At 63.9% G+C, this 17,664-nt stretch carries 16 protein-coding genes; 13 read left to right on the forward strand and 3 right to left on the reverse strand.

Annotated elements, in window-relative coordinates; genetic code table 11:
• Nucleotides 1-126: 126 nt before the first annotated feature.
• On the reverse strand, nt 127-699 hold the full coding sequence (locus K6142_RS09495) for a flavin reductase family protein (RefSeq protein ID WP_012612698.1): 573 nt from the start codon (nt 697-699) through the stop codon (nt 127-129).
• A gap of 314 nt (nt 700-1,013) precedes the next feature.
• Between K6142_RS09495 and K6142_RS09500 the strand changes: the two genes are divergently transcribed.
• The 8 genes from K6142_RS09500 (at nt 1,014) to K6142_RS09535 (ending at nt 10,125) form a co-directional block, all read left to right on the forward strand.
• Complete coding sequence (locus K6142_RS09500; protein ID WP_012612697.1) at nt 1,014-1,763, forward strand: ABC transporter substrate-binding protein; 750 nt, start codon at nt 1,014-1,016, stop codon at nt 1,761-1,763.
• Nucleotides 1,764-1,939: 176 nt separating this feature from the next.
• Nucleotides 1,940-2,620, forward strand: a complete 681-nt coding sequence (locus tag K6142_RS09505) for an amino acid ABC transporter permease (protein WP_190244607.1) — start codon at nt 1,940-1,942, stop codon at nt 2,618-2,620.
• Nucleotides 2,621-2,630: 10 nt separating this feature from the next.
• On the forward strand, nt 2,631-3,416 hold the full coding sequence (locus K6142_RS09510; protein WP_190244608.1) for an amino acid ABC transporter ATP-binding protein: 786 nt from the start codon (nt 2,631-2,633) through the stop codon (nt 3,414-3,416).
• A complete protein-coding gene (locus K6142_RS09515; protein ID WP_190244609.1) occupies nt 3,416-4,090 on the forward strand; it encodes an amino acid ABC transporter permease in 675 nt (224 codons plus the stop codon). The genes K6142_RS09510 and K6142_RS09515 overlap by 1 nt, the downstream gene beginning before the upstream one ends.
• A 102-nt stretch (nt 4,091-4,192) precedes the next feature.
• Nucleotides 4,193-5,617, forward strand: coding sequence for an FAD-binding oxidoreductase (locus K6142_RS09520; RefSeq protein ID WP_190244610.1), 1,425 nt, complete (start codon nt 4,193-4,195; stop codon nt 5,615-5,617).
• Nucleotides 5,618-5,690: 73 nt separating this feature from the next.
• Complete coding sequence (locus tag K6142_RS09525; RefSeq protein WP_223380819.1) at nt 5,691-7,616, forward strand: DUF6056 family protein; 1,926 nt, start codon at nt 5,691-5,693, stop codon at nt 7,614-7,616.
• Nucleotides 7,617-7,828: 212 nt separating this feature from the next.
• Nucleotides 7,829-9,145, forward strand: a complete 1,317-nt coding sequence (locus K6142_RS09530; RefSeq protein ID WP_190244612.1) for a hypothetical protein — start codon at nt 7,829-7,831, stop codon at nt 9,143-9,145.
• Nucleotides 9,142-10,125, forward strand: coding sequence for a glycosyltransferase (locus K6142_RS09535; protein WP_223290317.1), 984 nt, complete (start codon nt 9,142-9,144; stop codon nt 10,123-10,125). The genes K6142_RS09530 and K6142_RS09535 overlap by 4 nt, the downstream gene beginning before the upstream one ends.
• 43 nt (nt 10,126-10,168) lie before the next feature.
• Here K6142_RS09535 and K6142_RS09540 read toward each other — a convergent pair whose 3' ends face one another.
• Entirely contained in the window at nt 10,169-10,861 is a 693-nt protein-coding gene (locus tag K6142_RS09540; RefSeq protein ID WP_190244613.1) for a YaeQ family protein, read from the reverse strand.
• A 496-nt stretch (nt 10,862-11,357) separates the two neighbouring features.
• Between K6142_RS09540 and K6142_RS09545 the strand changes: the two genes are divergently transcribed.
• The 5 genes from K6142_RS09545 to K6142_RS09565 all read left to right on the forward strand — a co-directional run bounded on the left by K6142_RS09545 (nt 11,358) and on the right by K6142_RS09565 (nt 16,101).
• Nucleotides 11,358-11,774 carry a TadE/TadG family type IV pilus assembly protein gene (locus tag K6142_RS09545; protein ID WP_190244614.1) on the forward strand — a complete coding sequence of 139 codons (417 nt, stop codon included), beginning with the start codon at nt 11,358-11,360 and terminating at the stop codon, nt 11,772-11,774.
• Nucleotides 11,771-12,214: a TadE/TadG family type IV pilus assembly protein gene (locus K6142_RS09550; protein WP_223290318.1), complete on the forward strand. Its 444-nt coding sequence runs from the start codon at nt 11,771-11,773 to the stop codon at nt 12,212-12,214. Before K6142_RS09545 ends, K6142_RS09550 begins: the two co-directional genes overlap by 4 nt.
• A gap of 8 nt (nt 12,215-12,222) precedes the next feature.
• Nucleotides 12,223-13,398: a pilus assembly protein TadG-related protein gene (locus K6142_RS09555; protein ID WP_190244615.1), complete on the forward strand. Its 1,176-nt coding sequence runs from the start codon at nt 12,223-12,225 to the stop codon at nt 13,396-13,398.
• Between the two features lie 288 nt (nt 13,399-13,686).
• The gene (locus K6142_RS09560) at nt 13,687-14,889 is read left to right on the forward strand and encodes a pyridoxal phosphate-dependent aminotransferase (protein WP_190244616.1); all 1,203 of its coding nucleotides are present in this window, start codon (nt 13,687-13,689) and stop codon (nt 14,887-14,889) included.
• Nucleotides 14,890-16,101: a uracil-DNA glycosylase gene (locus K6142_RS09565; RefSeq protein ID WP_223380820.1), complete on the forward strand. Its 1,212-nt coding sequence runs from the start codon at nt 14,890-14,892 to the stop codon at nt 16,099-16,101.
• Nucleotides 16,102-16,164: 63 nt separating this feature from the next.
• Here K6142_RS09565 and K6142_RS09570 read toward each other — a convergent pair whose 3' ends face one another.
• Nucleotides 16,165-17,370 carry an elongator complex protein 3 gene (locus tag K6142_RS09570; RefSeq protein WP_190244684.1) on the reverse strand — a complete coding sequence of 402 codons (1,206 nt, stop codon included), beginning with the start codon at nt 17,368-17,370 and terminating at the stop codon, nt 16,165-16,167.
• Between the last annotated feature and the right edge of the window lie 294 nt (nt 17,371-17,664).

Raw genomic sequence — 17,664 nt, forward strand, 5'->3', positions numbered from 1 at the left:
GGCCTTTGGACGTCTTTCAGTGGTCCGTGCGGCACACGGAGAATTTGTGACAGGATGCTTCTATAAAGGAAAACTGCGCGGTGCCGCAACAGGTGCGGCACCGCGCAGTGAATCTTTGCCGGGTGATCAGGAGCGCAGGCCCTTGCCCGCCGAGAACGCCTTGGCCAGGAATTCGCCCACGGCGTAGTATTCGCGCGAAACCGGTGCGAAAATCACCGGGTCCACCTTGTTGATGTCGGGCAGGCCGTCATCGCGCAGGCAGGATTCGTCCACCTTCACATCCATGATCTCGCCGATGAACTGCGTGTGCAGGCCGATCTCTATCTGGTGGATCAGCTTCAGTTCTATGGCCATGGGAAATTCGCCCACGTAGGGCGCGTCCACATGCTCGCCCGGCACCGGAGTAAGCCCCAGTGAGGCGAACTTGTCCTCGTTCTCGCCGGAATAGATGCCCGCATAGTCCGCATGGCGCACGTAGGCGCGCGAGGGGATGGAGATGGTGAAGGCCCCGCGCTCGGTGATGGACCGGTAGGTATAGGTGGCCTTGCGCAGCGAAACCGCGATGCTCGGCGGCTGCGAGCAGCAGATGCCCGCCCAGGCCGCCGCCATGATGTTGGGGCGGGAGTCGCGGTCGTATGTGCCCACGAGAAAGAGCGGTGTGGGGTAGGCAAGGGTGCGCGCACCCAGGGATTTCTTCATGTCCGACCTCGTTTGGGGTGATGCGCCACCCGTGCCGGACGGCGAGGTCCGGGTGCGGCTGGGCGCTGGTGGCGAGTTTGGCAGACTTTGCCCCTCGCGGCAAGGCAAGTGACGACGCAATTGTCAAAATCACGCGGGGGGCGCTTGCGCGGGTACTCGGTTTCTGGTAGCGAAATAAAGAAATTTAGCTTTTCCGGCATGTTCGCATGGCGGTATGCGTGGCCGGGTATGCGTGGCCGGGTATGCGTGTGGGGACGGGCCCCGCGCGCGGGCGTGGTGAAGCAACGGTTCAACGAACGAGAGGAAGCACAAGCATGTTCAGAATGACCACCCTTGTGGCGGCTCTGGCCCTGGTCCTGGCGCTTGGCGGCGTGGCCTTTGCCGAAAAGACCTACATCAACGGCATCGACGCCAACTATCCCCCCTTCGCCTACGTGGACAAGAGCGGCAAGCCCGCTGGCTTCGACGTGGAGTCCATGGACTGGATCGCCAAGAAGATGGGCTTCAAGGTCACCCACCAGCCCATGGACTGGGACGGCATCATCCCCAACCTGCTGGCCAAGAAGATCGACATGGTCTGCTCCGGCATGTCCATCACCGAAGAGCGCAGGCAGAAGGTCAATTTCTCGAACCCGTACTGGAACGTGAAGCAGGTCTTCATCGCCAAGAAGGGCTCCACCCTCAACACCGACCAGATCCTGAAGGGCAAGGTGAAGCTGGGCGTGCAGCGCGGCACCTCCGAGGCCGAAGCCCTGCAGAAGGACAAGGAAGCCAAAGGCTACGGCTATGACCTGCGCTTCTACGATTCCGCCCCGCTGGCCATCGAGGACGTGCTGAACGGCCGCATCGACGCCGCCACCATGGACAACCTGCCCGCCGATGACGCCGCCGCCAAGGGCAAGGCCATCCAGGTCGTGGGCGTGTACGGCGATTCCGAAGATTTCGGCGTGGCCACCCGCAAGGAAGACGCCGAACTGCTGAAGATGATCAACGACGGCTACAAGCTGCTCATGGCCGACCCCTACTGGGAACAGCTGAAGCAGAAGCACCTGGCCACGAAGTAATCCGGCTTGGGGCCGCCGGGCGCCGTCGCGTCCGGCCCGGCCTCGGGCAGCCTGGGCATGTCCGTCCGGAAGGTGCGGGAAATATCCTGTCGCCTTCCGGACCTTTTTTGGGTATGCAACCCGTTGCGCCCCGGCGCGCCACAGCAAAAAAAGGGGGGGCCGCACGGCCCGCGTCCATGCTTGAAAGCATTACCACCATCATAGAGGCCCTGCCGTACATTCTGGAAGGCAGCCTCGTCACCGTCGCCACCGTGTTCGGCGCCATGGCGCTGGGGCTGCTGCTGGGCGTGCCCATGTCCGTGGCCCAGGTGTACGGGGCGCTGCCCGTACGGCTTGTCGTGGGGGTCTACGTCTGGTTCTTCAGGGGCATGCCCATTCTGGTGCTGCTGCTGCTGTTCTACTTCGGGCTGTTCCAACTCATCGGACTGAACCTTTCCGCCTTCACCGCCTCGTGCCTGGTGCTGGGCATGACCAGCGCCGCCTACCAGTCGCAGATATTCCGTGGGGCCATCCTGGCCCTGCCGCAGGGGCAGCTGCGCGCCGCGCGCGCCCTGGGCATGAGCGACGGAACCGCCATCCGCTCCATAGTCCTGCCGCAGGCCCTGCGCCTGTCCATTCCCGGCTGGTCCAACGAATATTCCATCCTGCTCAAGGATTCCGCGCTGGCCTTCGTGCTCGGCACGCCCGAGATCATGGCCCGCACCCACTTCGTGGCCTCGCGCACCTACGAGCACCTGCCGCTGTACATGACGGCGGGCGCGCTCTACTTCGTCATCACCCTGATAGGGCTCAAGGTGCTGCGCCGTCTCGAACACAAGCTGCACATTCCGGGCTACGCCAGCCACGGACCGTTATAAGGATATCTCCATGGCCACGCCCGAAAGCGTTACCACGTCCGGCACTCCCATCCTGCGCCTCGAGAACATCGGCAAGACTCTTGGCGGCAAGCGCATCCTGTCCGACATTTCCATGGATGTGGACAAGGGCGAACTGAAGGTGCTCATCGGCCCTTCCGGCGCGGGCAAGAGCACGCTCTTGCAGTGTATCAACTACCTCATCCCGCCGGACGAGGGGCACATCCGCCTGGAAGGGCGGGTGGTGGATGCCGCGCGCAAGTCCGAGCTGTACGCCTTTCGCCAGCAGGTGGGGATGATCTTTCAGGATTTCAACCTGTTCGACCATCTGGACGCGCTGAACAACGTGTCCATCGCCCTGCGCAAGGTGCGCGGCATGAGCCGCAAGGCCGCCGCCGAACGGGCCATGGCCGAACTTGAGCGGGTGGGGCTGGCCAACCGCGCCACCCTGTACCCGGCCCAGCTTTCCGGCGGCCAGAAGCAGCGCGTGGCCATTGCCCGTGCCTTGGCCATGGACCCTAAGGTCATGCTGCTGGACGAACCCACCTCGGCCCTCGACCCCGAACTGGTGGGCGAAGTGCTGGCGGTCATCCGTGACCTGGCGCGCGGCGGCATGACCATGGTCATGGCTTCGCATCAGATGGACTTCACCCGTGCCCTGGCGCATGAAATCCTGTTCATGGAGCGGGGCAGCATCATCGAGCGCGGGTCTCCGGCGGAGTTGCTGGCACCCGGTTCCGGCACCCGCACCGCAGATTTTTGCAGCCGCCTGACCGACCTGTGCGAGGAGTGCAGCTAGTGTTCGACGTCGATTTCCTCGTCGACAGGGTGTTCCCCTCGCTGAACGCCGGGTTGTGGATGAGCGTGAAGCTCATCGTGCCTTCCGCCGTGTTCGGCCTGCTGTTCGGGGTAATCATCGGGATCGTGCGGGTGTTCGGCAAGCCGTGGATGCAGCGCATCGCCAACGCCTACACCGCGCTTTTCCGGGGGGTGCCGCTGCTGGTGCAGTTGTTCATCCTCTATTTCGGCCTGCCCAACATCGGCATCTATCTTGAACCGTACGCCGCGTCCGTGCTGGGCTTCATCCTGTGCAGCGCGGCCTACAACTCGGAATACGTTCGCGGTGCGCTGCTCTCCATCCGCCAGGGCCAGCTCAGCGCGGCCCAGGCGCTGGGCTTCAGCACCATGCAGACGCTCATTTCCATCGTGGTGCCCCAGGCCGTGCGGCGTGCGCTGCCGGGCTGCGGCAACGAGATCGTCTATCTCATCAAGTACTCGTCCCTCGCCTACGTGATCACGTGCATCGAGCTCACGGGCGAGGCCAAGGTGCTCGCGTCCCGTACATTCAGGTTCACCGAGGTGTTCCTGGTGGTGGGCGCGTACTACCTGTTTCTTGTCACCGTGGCTTCGTGGCTGCTCCACAAACTGGAGGAGCGCTTCCACATTCCCGGGTTCGGCCGCCCGCGCCAGTAGCGCGTCGCGCGCCGGTCCCGTCAGCCGGTCCCGCTTCCGGGATGCCCCGGCGCGGGGCCGAAGCGTACGCCCCCTGCCGTGCGGTCGGACCAGCGTGCCATCATGTCCCACACGTCCGATCGCAGCCTGCCTCCAACTTCCGATTCCGCCCCCCGCTTCGTGCTCACCGACGCCCATCGCGCCGCCATCGTGGCTGCCGTGGGCGAATCCGCCGTGCTGCACTCCCCCGGTGAACCCTACGACCGAGACGCCTCGGAACTGCGCGCCGCCCCCGACATGGTGGTGTTGCCGGAAACCGTGGAACAGGTGCAGGCGCTGCTGCGCTGCGCCAGCGCCCATGCCATTCCGGTCATTCCGCGCGGCGGCGGCACCGGCCTTGCGGGCGGCTGCCTTGCCGTGCGCGGCGGGGTGGTGCTGTCGCTGGAGCGCATGAACCGCATCCGCTCCATCGACCCCCGCAACCTGGTGGCCGAGGTGGAGGCGGGCGTCATCTCGCAGCGCGTGCGCGACGCCGCCGCCGAACAGGGCCTGTACTACCCGCCCGATCCGGCGGGCATGGACCGTTCCACCATCGGCGGCAACGTTGCCACCAACGCGGGCGGCCCCGCCTGCGTCAAGTACGGCGTAACGCGGGACTACGTGCTGGGCGTGGAGGCCGTGCTGCCCGACGGCGAGCTGCTGCGCGCCGGGGTGCGCACCCGCAAGGGCGTGGTGGGCTACGACATGGCCCACCTGCTGTGCGGGTCGGAAGGCACGCTGGGCGTCATCACCGCCCTAACCCTGAAGCTGGTGCCACTGCCGCCCGCCACCGTGAGCATGGCCGTGGCCTTTCCGGACATGGCCGCCGCCATGCGCGGAGTGGCCGCCGTGCTGGGGGGCGGCCACCTGCCTTCGGCCATCGAATTCCTGGACCATCGCTGCATCCGCCTGCTGGGTGAACTGCTGCCCATTCCCGTGCCCGGTGACAAGCCCTCGCTGCTGATCATCGAACTGGACGGCGCCCGCGAGCAGATCGTGCCCGAGCTTGACCTTGTGGCCGCCATCTGCCGCCGGCAGGGGGCCACCCACGTGCTGCCCGCCGCCGACGAGGAAACCCGCGCCCGCGTCTGGGGCGCGCGCCGCCAGGTGTCGCTGCGCATCCACGACTACGCCGCCCTGTACATGTCCGAGGACGTGGCCGTGCCCCTTGGGGCCATCGCCGAACTGGTGGCCGCGCTGCCAGAGTTCGAGCAGCGCTACGGCATGGAGATATTTGCCTTCGGCCATGCGGGCGACGGCAACATCCATCTCAACGTCACCGCCCCCACCCGCGACACCCGCGACGTGGTGGAGCAGGGCATCGTGGCCCTGGTGGGCAAGGTGCTGGAACTTGGCGGGACCATCTCCGGCGAGCACGGCATCGGCGAGGCCAAGAAACACCTGCTGCCGCTGGAACTCTCCCCCGCCTCCATCCGGTTGCAGCGGGGCATCCGCCAGGTGTTCGACCCCAGGGGCATCATGAATCCCGGCAAGGTGTTCGGACAATAGGCGGCGAGTCCGCTCCGGCGGCGGGATATGCCCGGCAGGGGGAGTGTGGGCATGCGCATTCGTGCCGCTCTGCATGGGCATTGCCATCGGGCAGGCGTTTGTTCATTTTCGCGAGGAGTCGATCATGAGGATACGTTGGCAGCACAGCATTCCGCTCATTCTGCTGCTTGTTCCCTTTTTTTGGGCCATGGGGTTCACGTTTCCAGTGGGCGACGATTTTGCCCGTTCCAATGAGGCGCGGTTCTGGTTTGACATCCCGCAGGCACTCGAAAGCATGGGGCGCTCGTGGTGGACATGGAGTGGTCGCTACACACATCATTTCCTCGTAATATTCCTCGGGAAAAGCGCAGAATCACGTTTTGGATATACCCTGGTGTGCATTGCGATATGCCTGCTGTATTGGGGCGCACTGTGGAACATATTTTCAGAACTATCCCATAACAAGAGAAAGGCAGAGGCGTTTTTTATTGCATCCGTGTGCATGCTGGCCTTGTATTCGTGCTATCCGACATTGAGTATGTCGTTTTATGAAGTAACAGACATTCTTGGCATAACATTTGGAAATGGTCTTGTGCTGCTGTTTATTGGGAGAGTCTGCGCGTTATGGAATGCCGAGAGGGTTCATAGCAAGGATGTATGGATTTCATCAGTGCCGGGAATTCTGGCTGTGGGATGTTATGAGCATTCTGCGGTTGCCACGGTTGCTGTTTCCGTCTGCGCCTATGTGATGGCTGCACGAGTCGGGCATAAGCACAAATCGGTGTTTCTCAAAATCGTGGTCGTGATGGCGGGCTTTTTCCTGCTATCGTTCCTGGCAAGGGGCAACTTTCGCCGTCAGACGAAACGCTCCGTCTCCTGGGCCCTGATGCAGGAGCAGCTCTTGCCGGTTGTTCCAATGACCTTTGAACTGCTGTTCAAATTTTTTTCGAGCTTCTTTGCGGTGGTATGCGTGTGGTTGGGCATTGTCGCGGGTGGGGAGGCGGGCGTGTCCGCACGGAATGGTGAGAAGGCTCGTGGGTTCCATCCCGCATATGTGTTGTTGTGTGGGCTGCTCATGGCCTTTCTTGTCGTGTTGGGCATCGTGACCGTGCATGCATTGAGTGATATGCCGATCTTAAGTGCGGGTAAGTTTTCGGCAAGCGTACTGCTTTTGCTTTCCTGCGTGGCCGTGTTCGTGTTCGTGCATACATTGCAGCCTGTAAGGTGCATGGTGATGCAGCGGATGGACAGGGGGGTGTGCGTACTGGCAAGTGCCATTGTGCTTGTCGTGGTGTTGTTGATGCAGCCTGCCTATGGCGATACCGTATATTCCATTTTGTCTGGAGAGACGGCAGCGTATGCCGCATCCAAGGAGAAGCGGAACGCGTATTTGCAGTGGAAGGGATTCGATGCGGAGCGGGGGGTGCAGGCGGTCTCCAGAGAGTTGCTGGCGCCTTATCCCAATGCCTTTGGGTTTGCCATTCCCGGGTCCCCCGAGGAATGGCCTGCATCGAAGGTGGCGCAGATGTTTGGCGTGGATGCCGTTTCCGCAATGTTGCCGGACCCTGTGGTCGCGCTTCGGGTTGCGGCAGACCGGGGAAGGCTGGGTGACCTGGTGCCCATAGAGGACGGTCCGGGAGGCTGTGCCGCGGTAGTCGAGAAGGATGTAGTCGCCGGGCCTAACGATACGTTCCGGTTTCACTGGTTGTTTGCGGATATGTCTGGGCGCAGGCGTGGCAATGTCGTGACCGTGGTGCTGCTGCACCGCCAGTCGGCACGACCACTGCCCGTGGCATTGCAGCGGCGCTACGAAAGCCAGTTGTTGGGCAGGGAGCGCGTGCCGGTGGATGAGATGCCGCTGATCGCGGGCATCCGGCATTCATGGAATTTCAGGGAATGGACAGCGGACACGGGCAGCAGGCCGTGGCTGGCCATTCCCGTCGCCGCGCCGGAGTGGGGAGAGGTAAAGGCTGTTTTTGTAAGCATTGATGGTAGTGATTTCTTCAGAATGCCCTTGTGATGATGTCCACGTGTGTGTTGGGGGGGGCGTAAAGCAGGGTGGACGACAGCAATTGTTGAAGTCGTGACGGTGATTTGGCGTGATCGCGGGCTACGTAATCGTAGGCAACAAGAACGTTCATGCACGCATCGGCAGGTTTGATATATCGATGCAGATTTTCTTTTTTTATTGGCATATGTATTGATGTGTGGACATATGCACCTGGAGGGCACATGGCTTTTGTGGGTAACATACTGAAGTTGATACTCGCACAGTACTCAGGTTTGAAGATGATTCGGCGCATTCTTGTTGCTGTGCTCGTGACGATGTCTGTATGCATTGCTTTGTTTATTGCAGTGGCTGCATTGCCCAGCGATGGTCTGCGCAAGAATATAGTTTCTGCGACCAATGATGGATATTTTGACAAGAATTATCCTCGGTATCTGATGTTCCGCGGGATAGACATGTTTACGGAGTGCGTTGCCCTGGGAGCGGCTGCGGATATGCACGCGTCCGTGGATAGCATGCTGAAAGTGAATCACGCCGGGGAGTGTTTGAACCTAAAGGCCCAGGCTCTGGAAAATTTCACACGTGAAACAGTGCCGTATGCGCGCTATTGGCATGGATATCAGGTTGTTCTGAAGCCGTTGTACAGCCTGTTTGATATTGCAACGGTTCGTGTCCTGCTCGTGCTCGTGAATGTGCTCCTTTTTGGAATTTTGACAGTGGTGATGGCGCAAAAGAATGGTCAGGCATATGCGTATGCCACACTAACGTCATTTTTCCTTGCGGGCACACTGCACGTTTTTCTGTTGGCATCGCACGCGGCACAATTCTGGGTTGTGCTTGCCGGGGCAATTGCGGCGGTATTGCATGCTGGAAGGGGAGCTCCTGTGGCCCTTTTTGCGGTTATTGGCGTTCTGGATGCCTTCACATCCTTTCTGAACATGGGAAGCCTGAGCCTTGGATTTCCGTTGCTCTGCTATTGCCTGACGCGCTGGAACCAGGACGAGCGGTCGGATGCCATTCTGGCTGAAGCCTTTGCGGCCTGCGTAGGATGGAGTCTTGGGCTGTTGGTGATGTGGCTGGGCAAGTGGGCGGCGGTGCTGATGTATGAACCGGGGTTCAACTTGCTGGGCGCATTGCCGGAGAAGTATACCGCCAGGGGCCTCATGATGATCGTGGAGGCAGCCGGAAACAATTTGGAAAAGACGTTGTGGCGCGTATGGGTGCCGTGCTTCCTGCTGCTGGGATGGCGGTTGTATGACAAACGGGTTCCCTTTGTCCGGGGGTTGTGGGTCGTACTGTTTCCCGCCGCCATTCCGTTCGTGTGGGTTGCCCTGTTGCCGGGACAGTCGGGCCTGGCGCACTCCGGCTTCGTTACCATCATCATGTGGCCGACCATCGCAGCCCTGTTCTTTCTGCTGCTGGCCATGCCGAGGCAGGCGGAGCGCGTTGCTTTTACCGATGCGTTCCGGCAGGTCGGCGGGTATCTCAAGGCCGCTGCCGCCGCAGGCGCGGCGCGGACGAGAAGGATGCGGGGAAAATGATGTCAGAACCGCGGATAGCCATAATCATACCGGCGTATAACGAAGCGCAGACCGTTGCGGAAACAATGAAGGCGTTTCACGCGGTGTGCCCAACTGCTGCATTGTATGTCGTGGACAACAATTCACAGGACGCCACGGCGGATATTGCCGCTGAAACATTGCAGCGCCTGGGGGCCACAGGGCGAGTGCTTCGTGAATGGCGACAAGGAAAGGGCAATGCCGTTCGGCGCGCCTTTCTGGAAGTGGATGCGGATGTCTACGTGCTTACGGATGCGGACATGACGTACCCTGCAGAACAATTGCCTGAATTGCTCGCTCCTGTCCTGGAAGGAAAGGCAGATATGGTGTGTGGCGACCGCCGGTCGCACGGGGATTATTCACGTGAGAATACGCGACCGTTTCACGGCGTTGGCAATCGGCTGGTCCAGTATCTCGTGAATGTGACATCGGGCACGCAGCTTGTGGATATAATGACGGGATACCGAGTGCTCAGCAGGTTGTTCGTTCGCTGTTACCCGATTGTGGTGGAGGGCTTTCAGATAGAGACGGACATGACGCTCTTTGCGGCCCAGGCAAGGATGCGCATAGTGGAAATTCCCGTGCGTTACGTAAACAGGCCGGAAGGCAGTTTCTCAAAGTTGAATACATTTCGCGATGGCGCAAGAGTTTTGCGTACCATTTTCACGGTATTCAATCATTGCAACCCGCTTGCGTTTTCAATGCTTGTGGCGTTTTTTCTTGCCGTGGGCTCCATTCTTGCGGGGAGTGTGGTCATCACGGAATGGTTGACGACAAGTTATATTACCCATGTGCCGCTGGCCGTGCTCGCAGTGGCGCTGGGACTTCTCAGTGCCACCTTCCTGGGGACGGGCATTCTTCTTAATTCCATGAGTTATCAGCGGAAACTTGATCTTGAACGGGTCATTCAGAGAACTGCCTGGGAACTGCAAAAGCGACCGGACGCCGGGGAGACGCCATAGTCCCGACCATGCTGTGCCATGGTATGGCGGCACCGCCGCCTGGCTACCCCTTCAGTTCCAGCACATGCAACCGGCTGCGTAATTCCAGCCGATCCTGCCGCGTCTCGAAGGTCAGGTCCAGCCGGTCGGCTTCGCGCAGGGCCTTGATGCGGTTGGTGCTGTCCAGGCTTGCCGCGATGGCGTCCACGAATCCCGCGTCAAAGGCTATCAGTCGCACCCGTTGCGGGTGGCGCACCTTGCCAGCCAGCGTGGCCGCCAGTTGTCGGGCGTCCTTTTCTGTCCGGCGCAGGATGCGGAAGGGCGTGTCCTCGCCCAGCTTGGCCGCCACCCGGTCGGTCTTTCGCGCCGCGATGTTCCCGCAATCCAGCCACAACCGGATGTTTCCCGCCGCGTCCAGCGAGACCAGGTCCGGCTTGTAGTGCCAGCCCACGCCTTCCTCCACGCGCGGCTCCCATTCCCGGTACAGAAGATATCCCAGAAACTTCAGGGCGATATGCCACGGCACCTCGCCGGGGGCCGCGTCCAGCACGATGCGGTCACGCACCGGCAGGGGCAGGCCGGACGCGGGCACCGGGCGCTGGCCGTAGTCGGCGTAGCCGTCGGTGTCCGGCGAGGCGTCCATGCCGAATCCGGTGGAGTACCCGCCCCCGTGCTCGGGTATGTGGCGCGGTGGCCGGGGCGGCGCCTCCAGCGGGCGCGAGCCGGGCAGGTGTTCGATGGTGCAGGTGTATTTCATGCGGTCCTTGCGCTGTACCGGGTTTCATGTGGCCTCGGCGCCGCCGATGGGAGTTCCGCCTTGGACATATTCCGGAGAATGTTCGAGCAGGACAAGGGTGCCACCAGCCTTTCCCCCATGCAAGCGCTTGGAAAGGTGTCGCGGCCGCCACAGCTTTTTTTGCGACCCTCATGTTGAAGTCGTGTCGCCGTGGGTTTTTAGTCTATAAATTTTAGATTGCCGCGCGACTATCGAGAAAAATTATACTCGACGCGGATATTGCGGGCTGGAAATCTATGGAATGTCGAGCGCAGACGGATATTCACGGGTGTGAATGCGCTGTCATTGCAAGATGAGAATTTGATTTGTTCTGCAATGATAAATGTTTGAAAAAACATAATGCATGGAGGGGATTGCCGGGAGCACTTCTTGCTACGCATTCGTGACAAAACGTTTCCGCTTTTCGGTCCTGGGCGTCGGAGAAGGCGGGGACGGATTTTTTGGCAAGGAATGGAACATGAAGACGTTGAAGGCATTGCTGCGCGACAACATGGGCATGACCACGCTCGAGATGGCCATGGTCCTGCCTGTGGTGATCCTGTTGCTGTTCGGCACCATGGACATGCTGCGCTATGTCTGGTTCCGCAACACCATCGTGGCCGCCGCCGTGGACGCGGCGGAAGCGGGGTCCTTGCCTTCAGCCACCGACGACGACATACGGGCAGCCGCGCTCAAGTTGATGACCCCGGCGGGCATCGTCCCTTCCGGATTGACCGTGGCTCGCAACACCGTGGCGGTGCCCCCCACCATCACGGTGAAGATTACCGTGGATTTTCAATACCTGGTACTGCCCGGCTTCATCGCCGACCTTACCGGCACCCGCGTGGTGGTGGCCGTGAAGCAGGCCGTGCTGGGTCCTTTGGAGACGCCATGATGACCGTGCCGCATGATACGCGTTTTTCCCCGAATGGACCTGGCAAGCAGGCCGGACAGGACGGGCAGCGGGGCATGGTCAGCGTGGAGGCCGCCCTGCTGGTGGTCCTGCTGCTGGTGCCCATGCTGTTGCTGACCATGGATGCGGGCAGGTTCATCGTGGCCCGTCATTCGCTCACCCAGGCAGTGCGGCAGGGAGCCATGGTGCTCGTGCACGCCCAGTCGTCGCAGGCCAACGCGCAGGCCATCACCGCGGTCAAGGATGCATTGTCCGCGTCGGGCTACCTGCCTGGCGAAACGACGGTGACCATTGCCCGGCCCACCCCTACGTCCGCGACCATAACCGTAATTCTTGACACCACGCGCGGAGCCATTTTTGGCGTCGCATTCACCGTGCTGCCGTTGGTCATCCGCGAAAGCGCCACGGCGACCACAGGATAGGAGGCACCATGAACCTCTGGAAGCGACTGTTCCGCGAGGAACACGGCAACACGGCCCTCATCGTGGCCCTTTCCAGCTTCGTGCTGTTGGGGTTTGGCGCTTTCGCGGTGGACCTTGGCGTCATTTACACCAAGCGCAGCCAGATGCAGAAAACCGCAGACATCGCGGCGCTGGCCGGTGCGCAGGCGCTCATCAATAGTTCGGGCAATACCGATACCGCCCGCGCGGCGGCCGTTGCCGCGGCGCGGGCCAACCTTGCCCAGGGCGACGTGCCCGCCAGCGCCGTGAAGGACGGTGACATCACCTTCGGCAGCAATCCGTCCATCAACACATCGTTCCTCATGAACCGCATCGACGTGCACGTGCAGCGCACCGCGCAGGCGGGCAATCCGGTATCCCTGCTTCTGGCCAACATGTTCGGCAAGAACTACACGAGCGTGACGGTGGCAGCCCGGGCCGAGGCCGTGCCCGCGTGCCGCAGTTGCATTGCCCCGCTGAGTGTGCCCGACAAGTTTACCTGGAACGATAAGTGCGACGCGGACGCCAAGTTGCGTAACAATGGCGCGCTGGATCCCACCAGCGAATGCGAGATGGCATCGGTGCAGCTTATAGGGTACTCGGCGGCGGATTTCGGGGCGCCGGTGGTGCTGAAGTTCGGCGATCCCACGGACTCGGTGGTGCCGGGCTGGTTCAATCCCATCGATCTGCCGCCGGTGGGGCAGGGTACGCCGGAAACCGGTGCATCCGTCTACCGCGACCGCCTTGCAGACGCCGGTTTCTGCATGAACGACTTCGGAACCTATTCCGTGCAGCCGGGGTCACAGATCCAAGTAGAGCCCGGCAACATGGTGGGGCCCACCCGGCAGGGCATCAAGGATCTTGTCGCGGGTGACCCGGCGGCCACATGGAGCGCCACCAAGGGCGTGGTCAATGCCGCAGGTGAGCAAAACCCGCGCAGCCCGCGCATCATCAGGATTCCCCTGTACGACCCGCGCCTGCCCATCACGAGCGGCCGCAACTACCTGACGGTGGTCAAGGTGGCATCGTTCTTCGTGGAGAAGGTCGACAACAAGGACAACGTGATGGGGCGCTACATCGCCAGTTCGCCGTTGGCCCCGTGGAGCACGGTAAGCCCTTCGGCTACCTGTCTCACCTACACGGCGCGGCTGGCCAAGATGGAATAGCGGCGGGTGTTGGAGATACGGTCGGGTGCATGGCGGCTGCAAGAGGGGGCGGAATCATCCGCCTCCTGTTTTTTGGTCCGGCTCGATCCACCGCCTCATTTTCGCGCGTTGCGGAGCGTGGCGCGGGCGGGTATAGCCCAAGGCTGGCCGACGTGCCGTACCACCGGGCGCCCGCGCGCAGAGCGGAGCCTGCCCACCCGCGCGGCCCTTGCCCCGCGCCCCGCTTTTGCGCTCTTTCGGCCACGTTCGCCCACGTCCCCCACTTCTCTCAGTCACCGGAGCCGATTCATGCCCGACATCACTTCTTCGGAATCCCCCCTGCGCGTTGCCGAGCGCGTGCGCAACATCCGCATTTCCGCCACCAAGCTCATGCCCATGCTGGCCGCCAAGGTGGGCGGCTGCGTGTCGCTGGGGCAGGGCGTGCCGTCCTTCCGCACGCCGGACCACATCGTGGAGGCCGTCTGCCGCGCCCTGCGCGACGACCCCACGGCCGGGCGCTACAGCCTGCAACCCGGCATGCCAGCCCTGCGCGAGGCCATTGCGGCGGACATCCTGGCCCGCAAGGGCGCGCGCTTCGATCCGGAGACGGAAATCGGCGTCACCGTGGGGGCCATGGAAGCGCTGGTGATGATCATGCTCACTGTGGTGGAGCGCGGCGACGAGGTTATCATCCCCTCGCCGGGCTACGCCTCGCATGCCGAGCAGGTGCTGATGGCAGAGGGCGTGCCCGTGCACGTGCCGCTGCGCGCGGCGGATTGGGGGCTGGACGTGGAGGCGGTGCGCGCCGCCGTCACCCCGCGCACGCGGGCCATCATCGTGTGCAGCCCCGGCAACCCCACCGGCGGGGTGTACGACGACGCCGACGTGCGCGCCCTGTGCGACCTTGCGCTGGAGCGCGACCTGGTGCTCATCGTGGACGACACCTACGACTACATGGTGTACGGCGAGCAGCCGGGCACGCCGCGCTTCTCCCCCGTGAGCCAGCCGGAACTGCGCCGTCACGTTATCACCGTGAACTCCTTTTCCAAGAAGTACGCCCTGACCGGCTGGCGCGTGGGCTACGTGGCCGCCGACGCCGCGTGGATGGCGGAACTGCTGAAGGTGCACGACGCCACGGCGGTGTGCGCGCCCACGGTGTCGCAGCATGCGGCCCTTGCCGCGCTGACCGGTCCGCAGGACTGCGTGGACGTCATGCGCGCGGCCCTGACCGCCCGGCGCGACCTGACCTGCCGCAGGCTGGACGCGCTGGCCCCGCACTTCGCCTACGTGCCGCCGCGTGGTGCGTTCTACGCCATGGCCCGCTACACCTTCACCGATGCCGACTCCATGACCGTGGCCCGGCGCATGCTGGAAGAGGCGCGGGTGATTACCGTGCCCGGCGGCTCGTTCGGCCCCACGGGCGAACGTCACCTGCGGCTGTCCTTCGGCATGGACGAGGTGGAACTGACCGAGGCCTTTGACCGCATCCAGCACTGGGTGGCGGCGCTGTAAATGGCCCGGCGCAGGATTCTGGTGGATGATCCGGCGCGCGGGCCGGAGGGCGTGCCGGGGGGCGGGCCGGAGGGCGTGCCGGACACGCGGGCGGCTGCGGCCAGTGCCGCGCCGTCATCCGATGTCGCGGCCTCGTCAGTGCAGGACGGCCAGCCGCAGGCAGCGCCCCGGCGGCGCGGCAGGCCGCGCAAGGTCGAGGGCGGCGCGACCGCAGTGACCTCCATAGTGGGCACAAACGGCTCACCCGGCGGGATGCCCGGTTCACCCGGCGGGGCGGCTGGGCGTGCGTCCGCTGCAAGGGCGCGTTCCGCCCCGCCTCGTGCGCCTGCCATTGCCGATGCCGCGGCGCTGGCTGGGCCCGATCCCGCAGTGCTGGCCGGACCGGATCCGCTGGTCGGCACCGGCTGGCCGGACAACGTGCCGGAACTGGCTGCCCGCAGGCATCTGGAAGTGTTGGCCACGGTCGAGGCGTTGCGCGCACAGGGGCGCACCATCTACCCCGCCCGGGACGACGTGTTCCGGGCCTTGCGCGCCACGCCGTGGGACGCGGTGCGGGTGGTGATTCTGGGGCAGGACCCCTACCACGGGCCGGGGCAGGCCCACGGCATGGCCTTTTCCGTTGCCGACGGAGTGTCCCTGCCGCGCTCGCTGCGCAACATTTTCAAGGAAGTGGCTGCCGATTGCGGCGCGGAATCGGGGCGATCGTGCCTCGCGGCCCAGACGGACACATCCGGCGCGTCCCCGCATCCGTCCCCGCATCCGTCCGTGTATCCGTCCTCGCATCCGTCCTCGCGCCCGGCTGGCAGCCCGTCCGCAGACGCTCCGTTGCTGGCTCCGTTCGGCAACGTGCCCCCCGCATCGGCAGCCCCCTCGGGCAACCTGTCGCGCTGGGCCGCGCAGGGCGTGCTGTTGCTGAACACGGTGCTCACCGTGCAGGACGGACAGCCCAACAGCCATGCGGGCCTCGGCTGGGAGGGGGTGACGCGGGGCATCGTGGCCGCGCTGGGCGCACGCCCGCAACCCTGCGCCTTCCTGCTATGGGGCAGGCCCGCGCACGGGTTCGCGGCGCTGGTGACCCATCCGGCGCATCTGGTGCTGACGGCGGCGCATCCCTCGCCGCTGTCGGCTTCGCGCGGGTTTTTCGGATGCGCCCATTTTTCGCGGGTCAATGCCTGGCTGGCGGAGCGGGGAGAGGTTTCCATCCGCTGGTGAACGGTGGGGCGAACGATGGTTTTGCGGCGGCGGTCGTCCCGGAATGCGGGGTGGCCGCCGCCGTCATTCCAGCGAGAAGGTGTCGTCGTCGCGCCAGTGGACCATGTCCCGGGTGATGCCCATGGCCGCGTACGCGGCCACAAGCCCGTTGGCGTGGCCCCACAGCAGGCCGCGCAAGCGGCGCGGTACGCCCAGGCGCACGGGCGGCCCCGGCAGGCGGGCCAAGTGCGCGGCCACGTGGCGGCGCAGGGCCTCGGCCTTGGCCAACTGGCCCAGCGCGGGATGCATCGGCCCGGCCAGCACCGCGTCGTCCAGTCCGTCTTCCGGAGAAAGGCCCATGCGCACCACGGCCACGCCGCGTGCCCACGCGGCCAGCAGACCGTGGGCCAGTGCGTCCACGGTGGTGTCCAGCGGCCACGGCACGTAGCTTCCGGCCCGCCAACGTTCCGCCAGCGGCGTGCCGCGCAGCACAAGGCAGGGATAGAAGCGCAGGAAAGACGTCAACGGGGCTGCCCCGTCGGTATCGGGCAGCAGGGCGGTGCGCACGTCGGCGCGGAACACTTCCGGCGTCACTCCCGGCATGCCGGGCATCAGTTGCACCCCCAGTTCCAGCCCGGCCCCGGCCACCATGGCGCAGGCCGCGCGGGCCAATGCCCCGCCGTAACCCCGGCTGGCGGCGGCCAGTGCCGCGTCGTCGAAACTCTGCACTCCCAGTTCCACGCAGTCCATGCCTGCCGCGCGCAATGTCGCCAGGCTGTGTACGGTCACGGCGTCGGGGCGGGTGGAACAGCGTACCCGGCAGACCACCCCGCGTTGCCGCCAGCGGGCGGCAAGCTCCAGGCAGGCGGTGCGTTCGGCTTCGGACAGCAGGGTGAACGTGCCGCCGTAAAAGGCGATTTCCAGTGGCGAAGGGGAAGCTTCGTGGGCAGACGCGGCTCGACCGGTGTTTGGAGCGGGATGGTCGCGGGGTTCCTGAACGCCGTTGGCCGTCGCGGCCTCAAGCAGGCGCGCCTCGTGTTCCAGCCGTGCTTCGGCCACGGCCAGGGCATGCCCCACGCTGTTGATGCCGCCGCGTTGCCCGGTCTGCACGTCCTGCGCGCAGAACACGCAACGGGTGGGGCATCCGGCAAAGGGCAGGAAAACCGGTAGAATGCGTGGTCGCCTGCGTGGGGGGGCGACAGATGCGCAGGCCGCGCCGCGCGTGTGCCCCGGCCCGTCCGGACTATCCGGCCAGTCTGGCCTGGCCGCCACGTTGAGGCTGCCCGCCATGGCCGGGCCAGGCCCACGACTACCGCAACGTGCCTCGGGGACCGGAAAAATCAACGCCGACATGATTGCCTTGTGTTGCTGATGTGTTACTATCAGAGCCAAGATGATGATTTCGGGGCGTACGTCCGGCCCTGCGTCCGGTTCAGGTTCCGCCGCGTGCCCCTTGTTTTCGGGGCGGGGAACGGACGCAGCAGGACAGGGCACGTGATACCCCTTTCCCGAAAGGGGGTTGGAGCGATATCCGCAGCCCCTCCAGCAGTGACGATGGCACGGAAGCCCTTGTGCCGCAAGGCG

Source organism: Nitratidesulfovibrio sp. SRB-5, from assembly GCF_019931275.1.
In the GTDB taxonomy this organism is placed as follows: Bacteria; Desulfobacterota; Desulfovibrionia; order Desulfovibrionales; family Desulfovibrionaceae; genus Cupidesulfovibrio.

Excerpts from the sequence above, each read along its gene's own strand:
- K6142_RS09495 (WP_012612698.1), bottom strand. The coding sequence starts at position 699 with ATGAAGAAATCCCTGGGTGCGCGCACCCTTGCCTACCCCACACCGCTC.
- K6142_RS09500 (WP_012612697.1), top strand. The coding sequence starts at position 1,014 with ATGTTCAGAATGACCACCCTTGTGGCGGCTCTGGCCCTGGTCCTGGCG.
- K6142_RS09505 (WP_190244607.1), top strand. The coding sequence starts at position 1,940 with ATGCTTGAAAGCATTACCACCATCATAGAGGCCCTGCCGTACATTCTG.
- K6142_RS09510 (WP_190244608.1), top strand. The coding sequence starts at position 2,631 with ATGGCCACGCCCGAAAGCGTTACCACGTCCGGCACTCCCATCCTGCGC.
- K6142_RS09520 (WP_190244610.1), top strand. The coding sequence starts at position 4,193 with ATGTCCCACACGTCCGATCGCAGCCTGCCTCCAACTTCCGATTCCGCC.
- K6142_RS09525 (WP_223380819.1), top strand. The coding sequence starts at position 5,691 with ATGGGCATTGCCATCGGGCAGGCGTTTGTTCATTTTCGCGAGGAGTCG.
- K6142_RS09530 (WP_190244612.1), top strand. The coding sequence starts at position 7,829 with ATGGCTTTTGTGGGTAACATACTGAAGTTGATACTCGCACAGTACTCA.
- K6142_RS09535 (WP_223290317.1), top strand. The coding sequence starts at position 9,142 with ATGATGTCAGAACCGCGGATAGCCATAATCATACCGGCGTATAACGAA.
- K6142_RS09540 (WP_190244613.1), bottom strand. The coding sequence starts at position 10,861 with ATGAAATACACCTGCACCATCGAACACCTGCCCGGCTCGCGCCCGCTG.
- K6142_RS09545 (WP_190244614.1), top strand. The coding sequence starts at position 11,358 with ATGAAGACGTTGAAGGCATTGCTGCGCGACAACATGGGCATGACCACG.
- K6142_RS09550 (WP_223290318.1), top strand. The coding sequence starts at position 11,771 with ATGATGACCGTGCCGCATGATACGCGTTTTTCCCCGAATGGACCTGGC.
- K6142_RS09555 (WP_190244615.1), top strand. The coding sequence starts at position 12,223 with ATGAACCTCTGGAAGCGACTGTTCCGCGAGGAACACGGCAACACGGCC.
- K6142_RS09560 (WP_190244616.1), top strand. The coding sequence starts at position 13,687 with ATGCCCGACATCACTTCTTCGGAATCCCCCCTGCGCGTTGCCGAGCGC.
- K6142_RS09565 (WP_223380820.1), top strand. The coding sequence starts at position 14,890 with ATGGCCCGGCGCAGGATTCTGGTGGATGATCCGGCGCGCGGGCCGGAG.
- K6142_RS09570 (WP_190244684.1), bottom strand. The coding sequence starts at position 17,370 with ATGGCGGGCAGCCTCAACGTGGCGGCCAGGCCAGACTGGCCGGATAGT.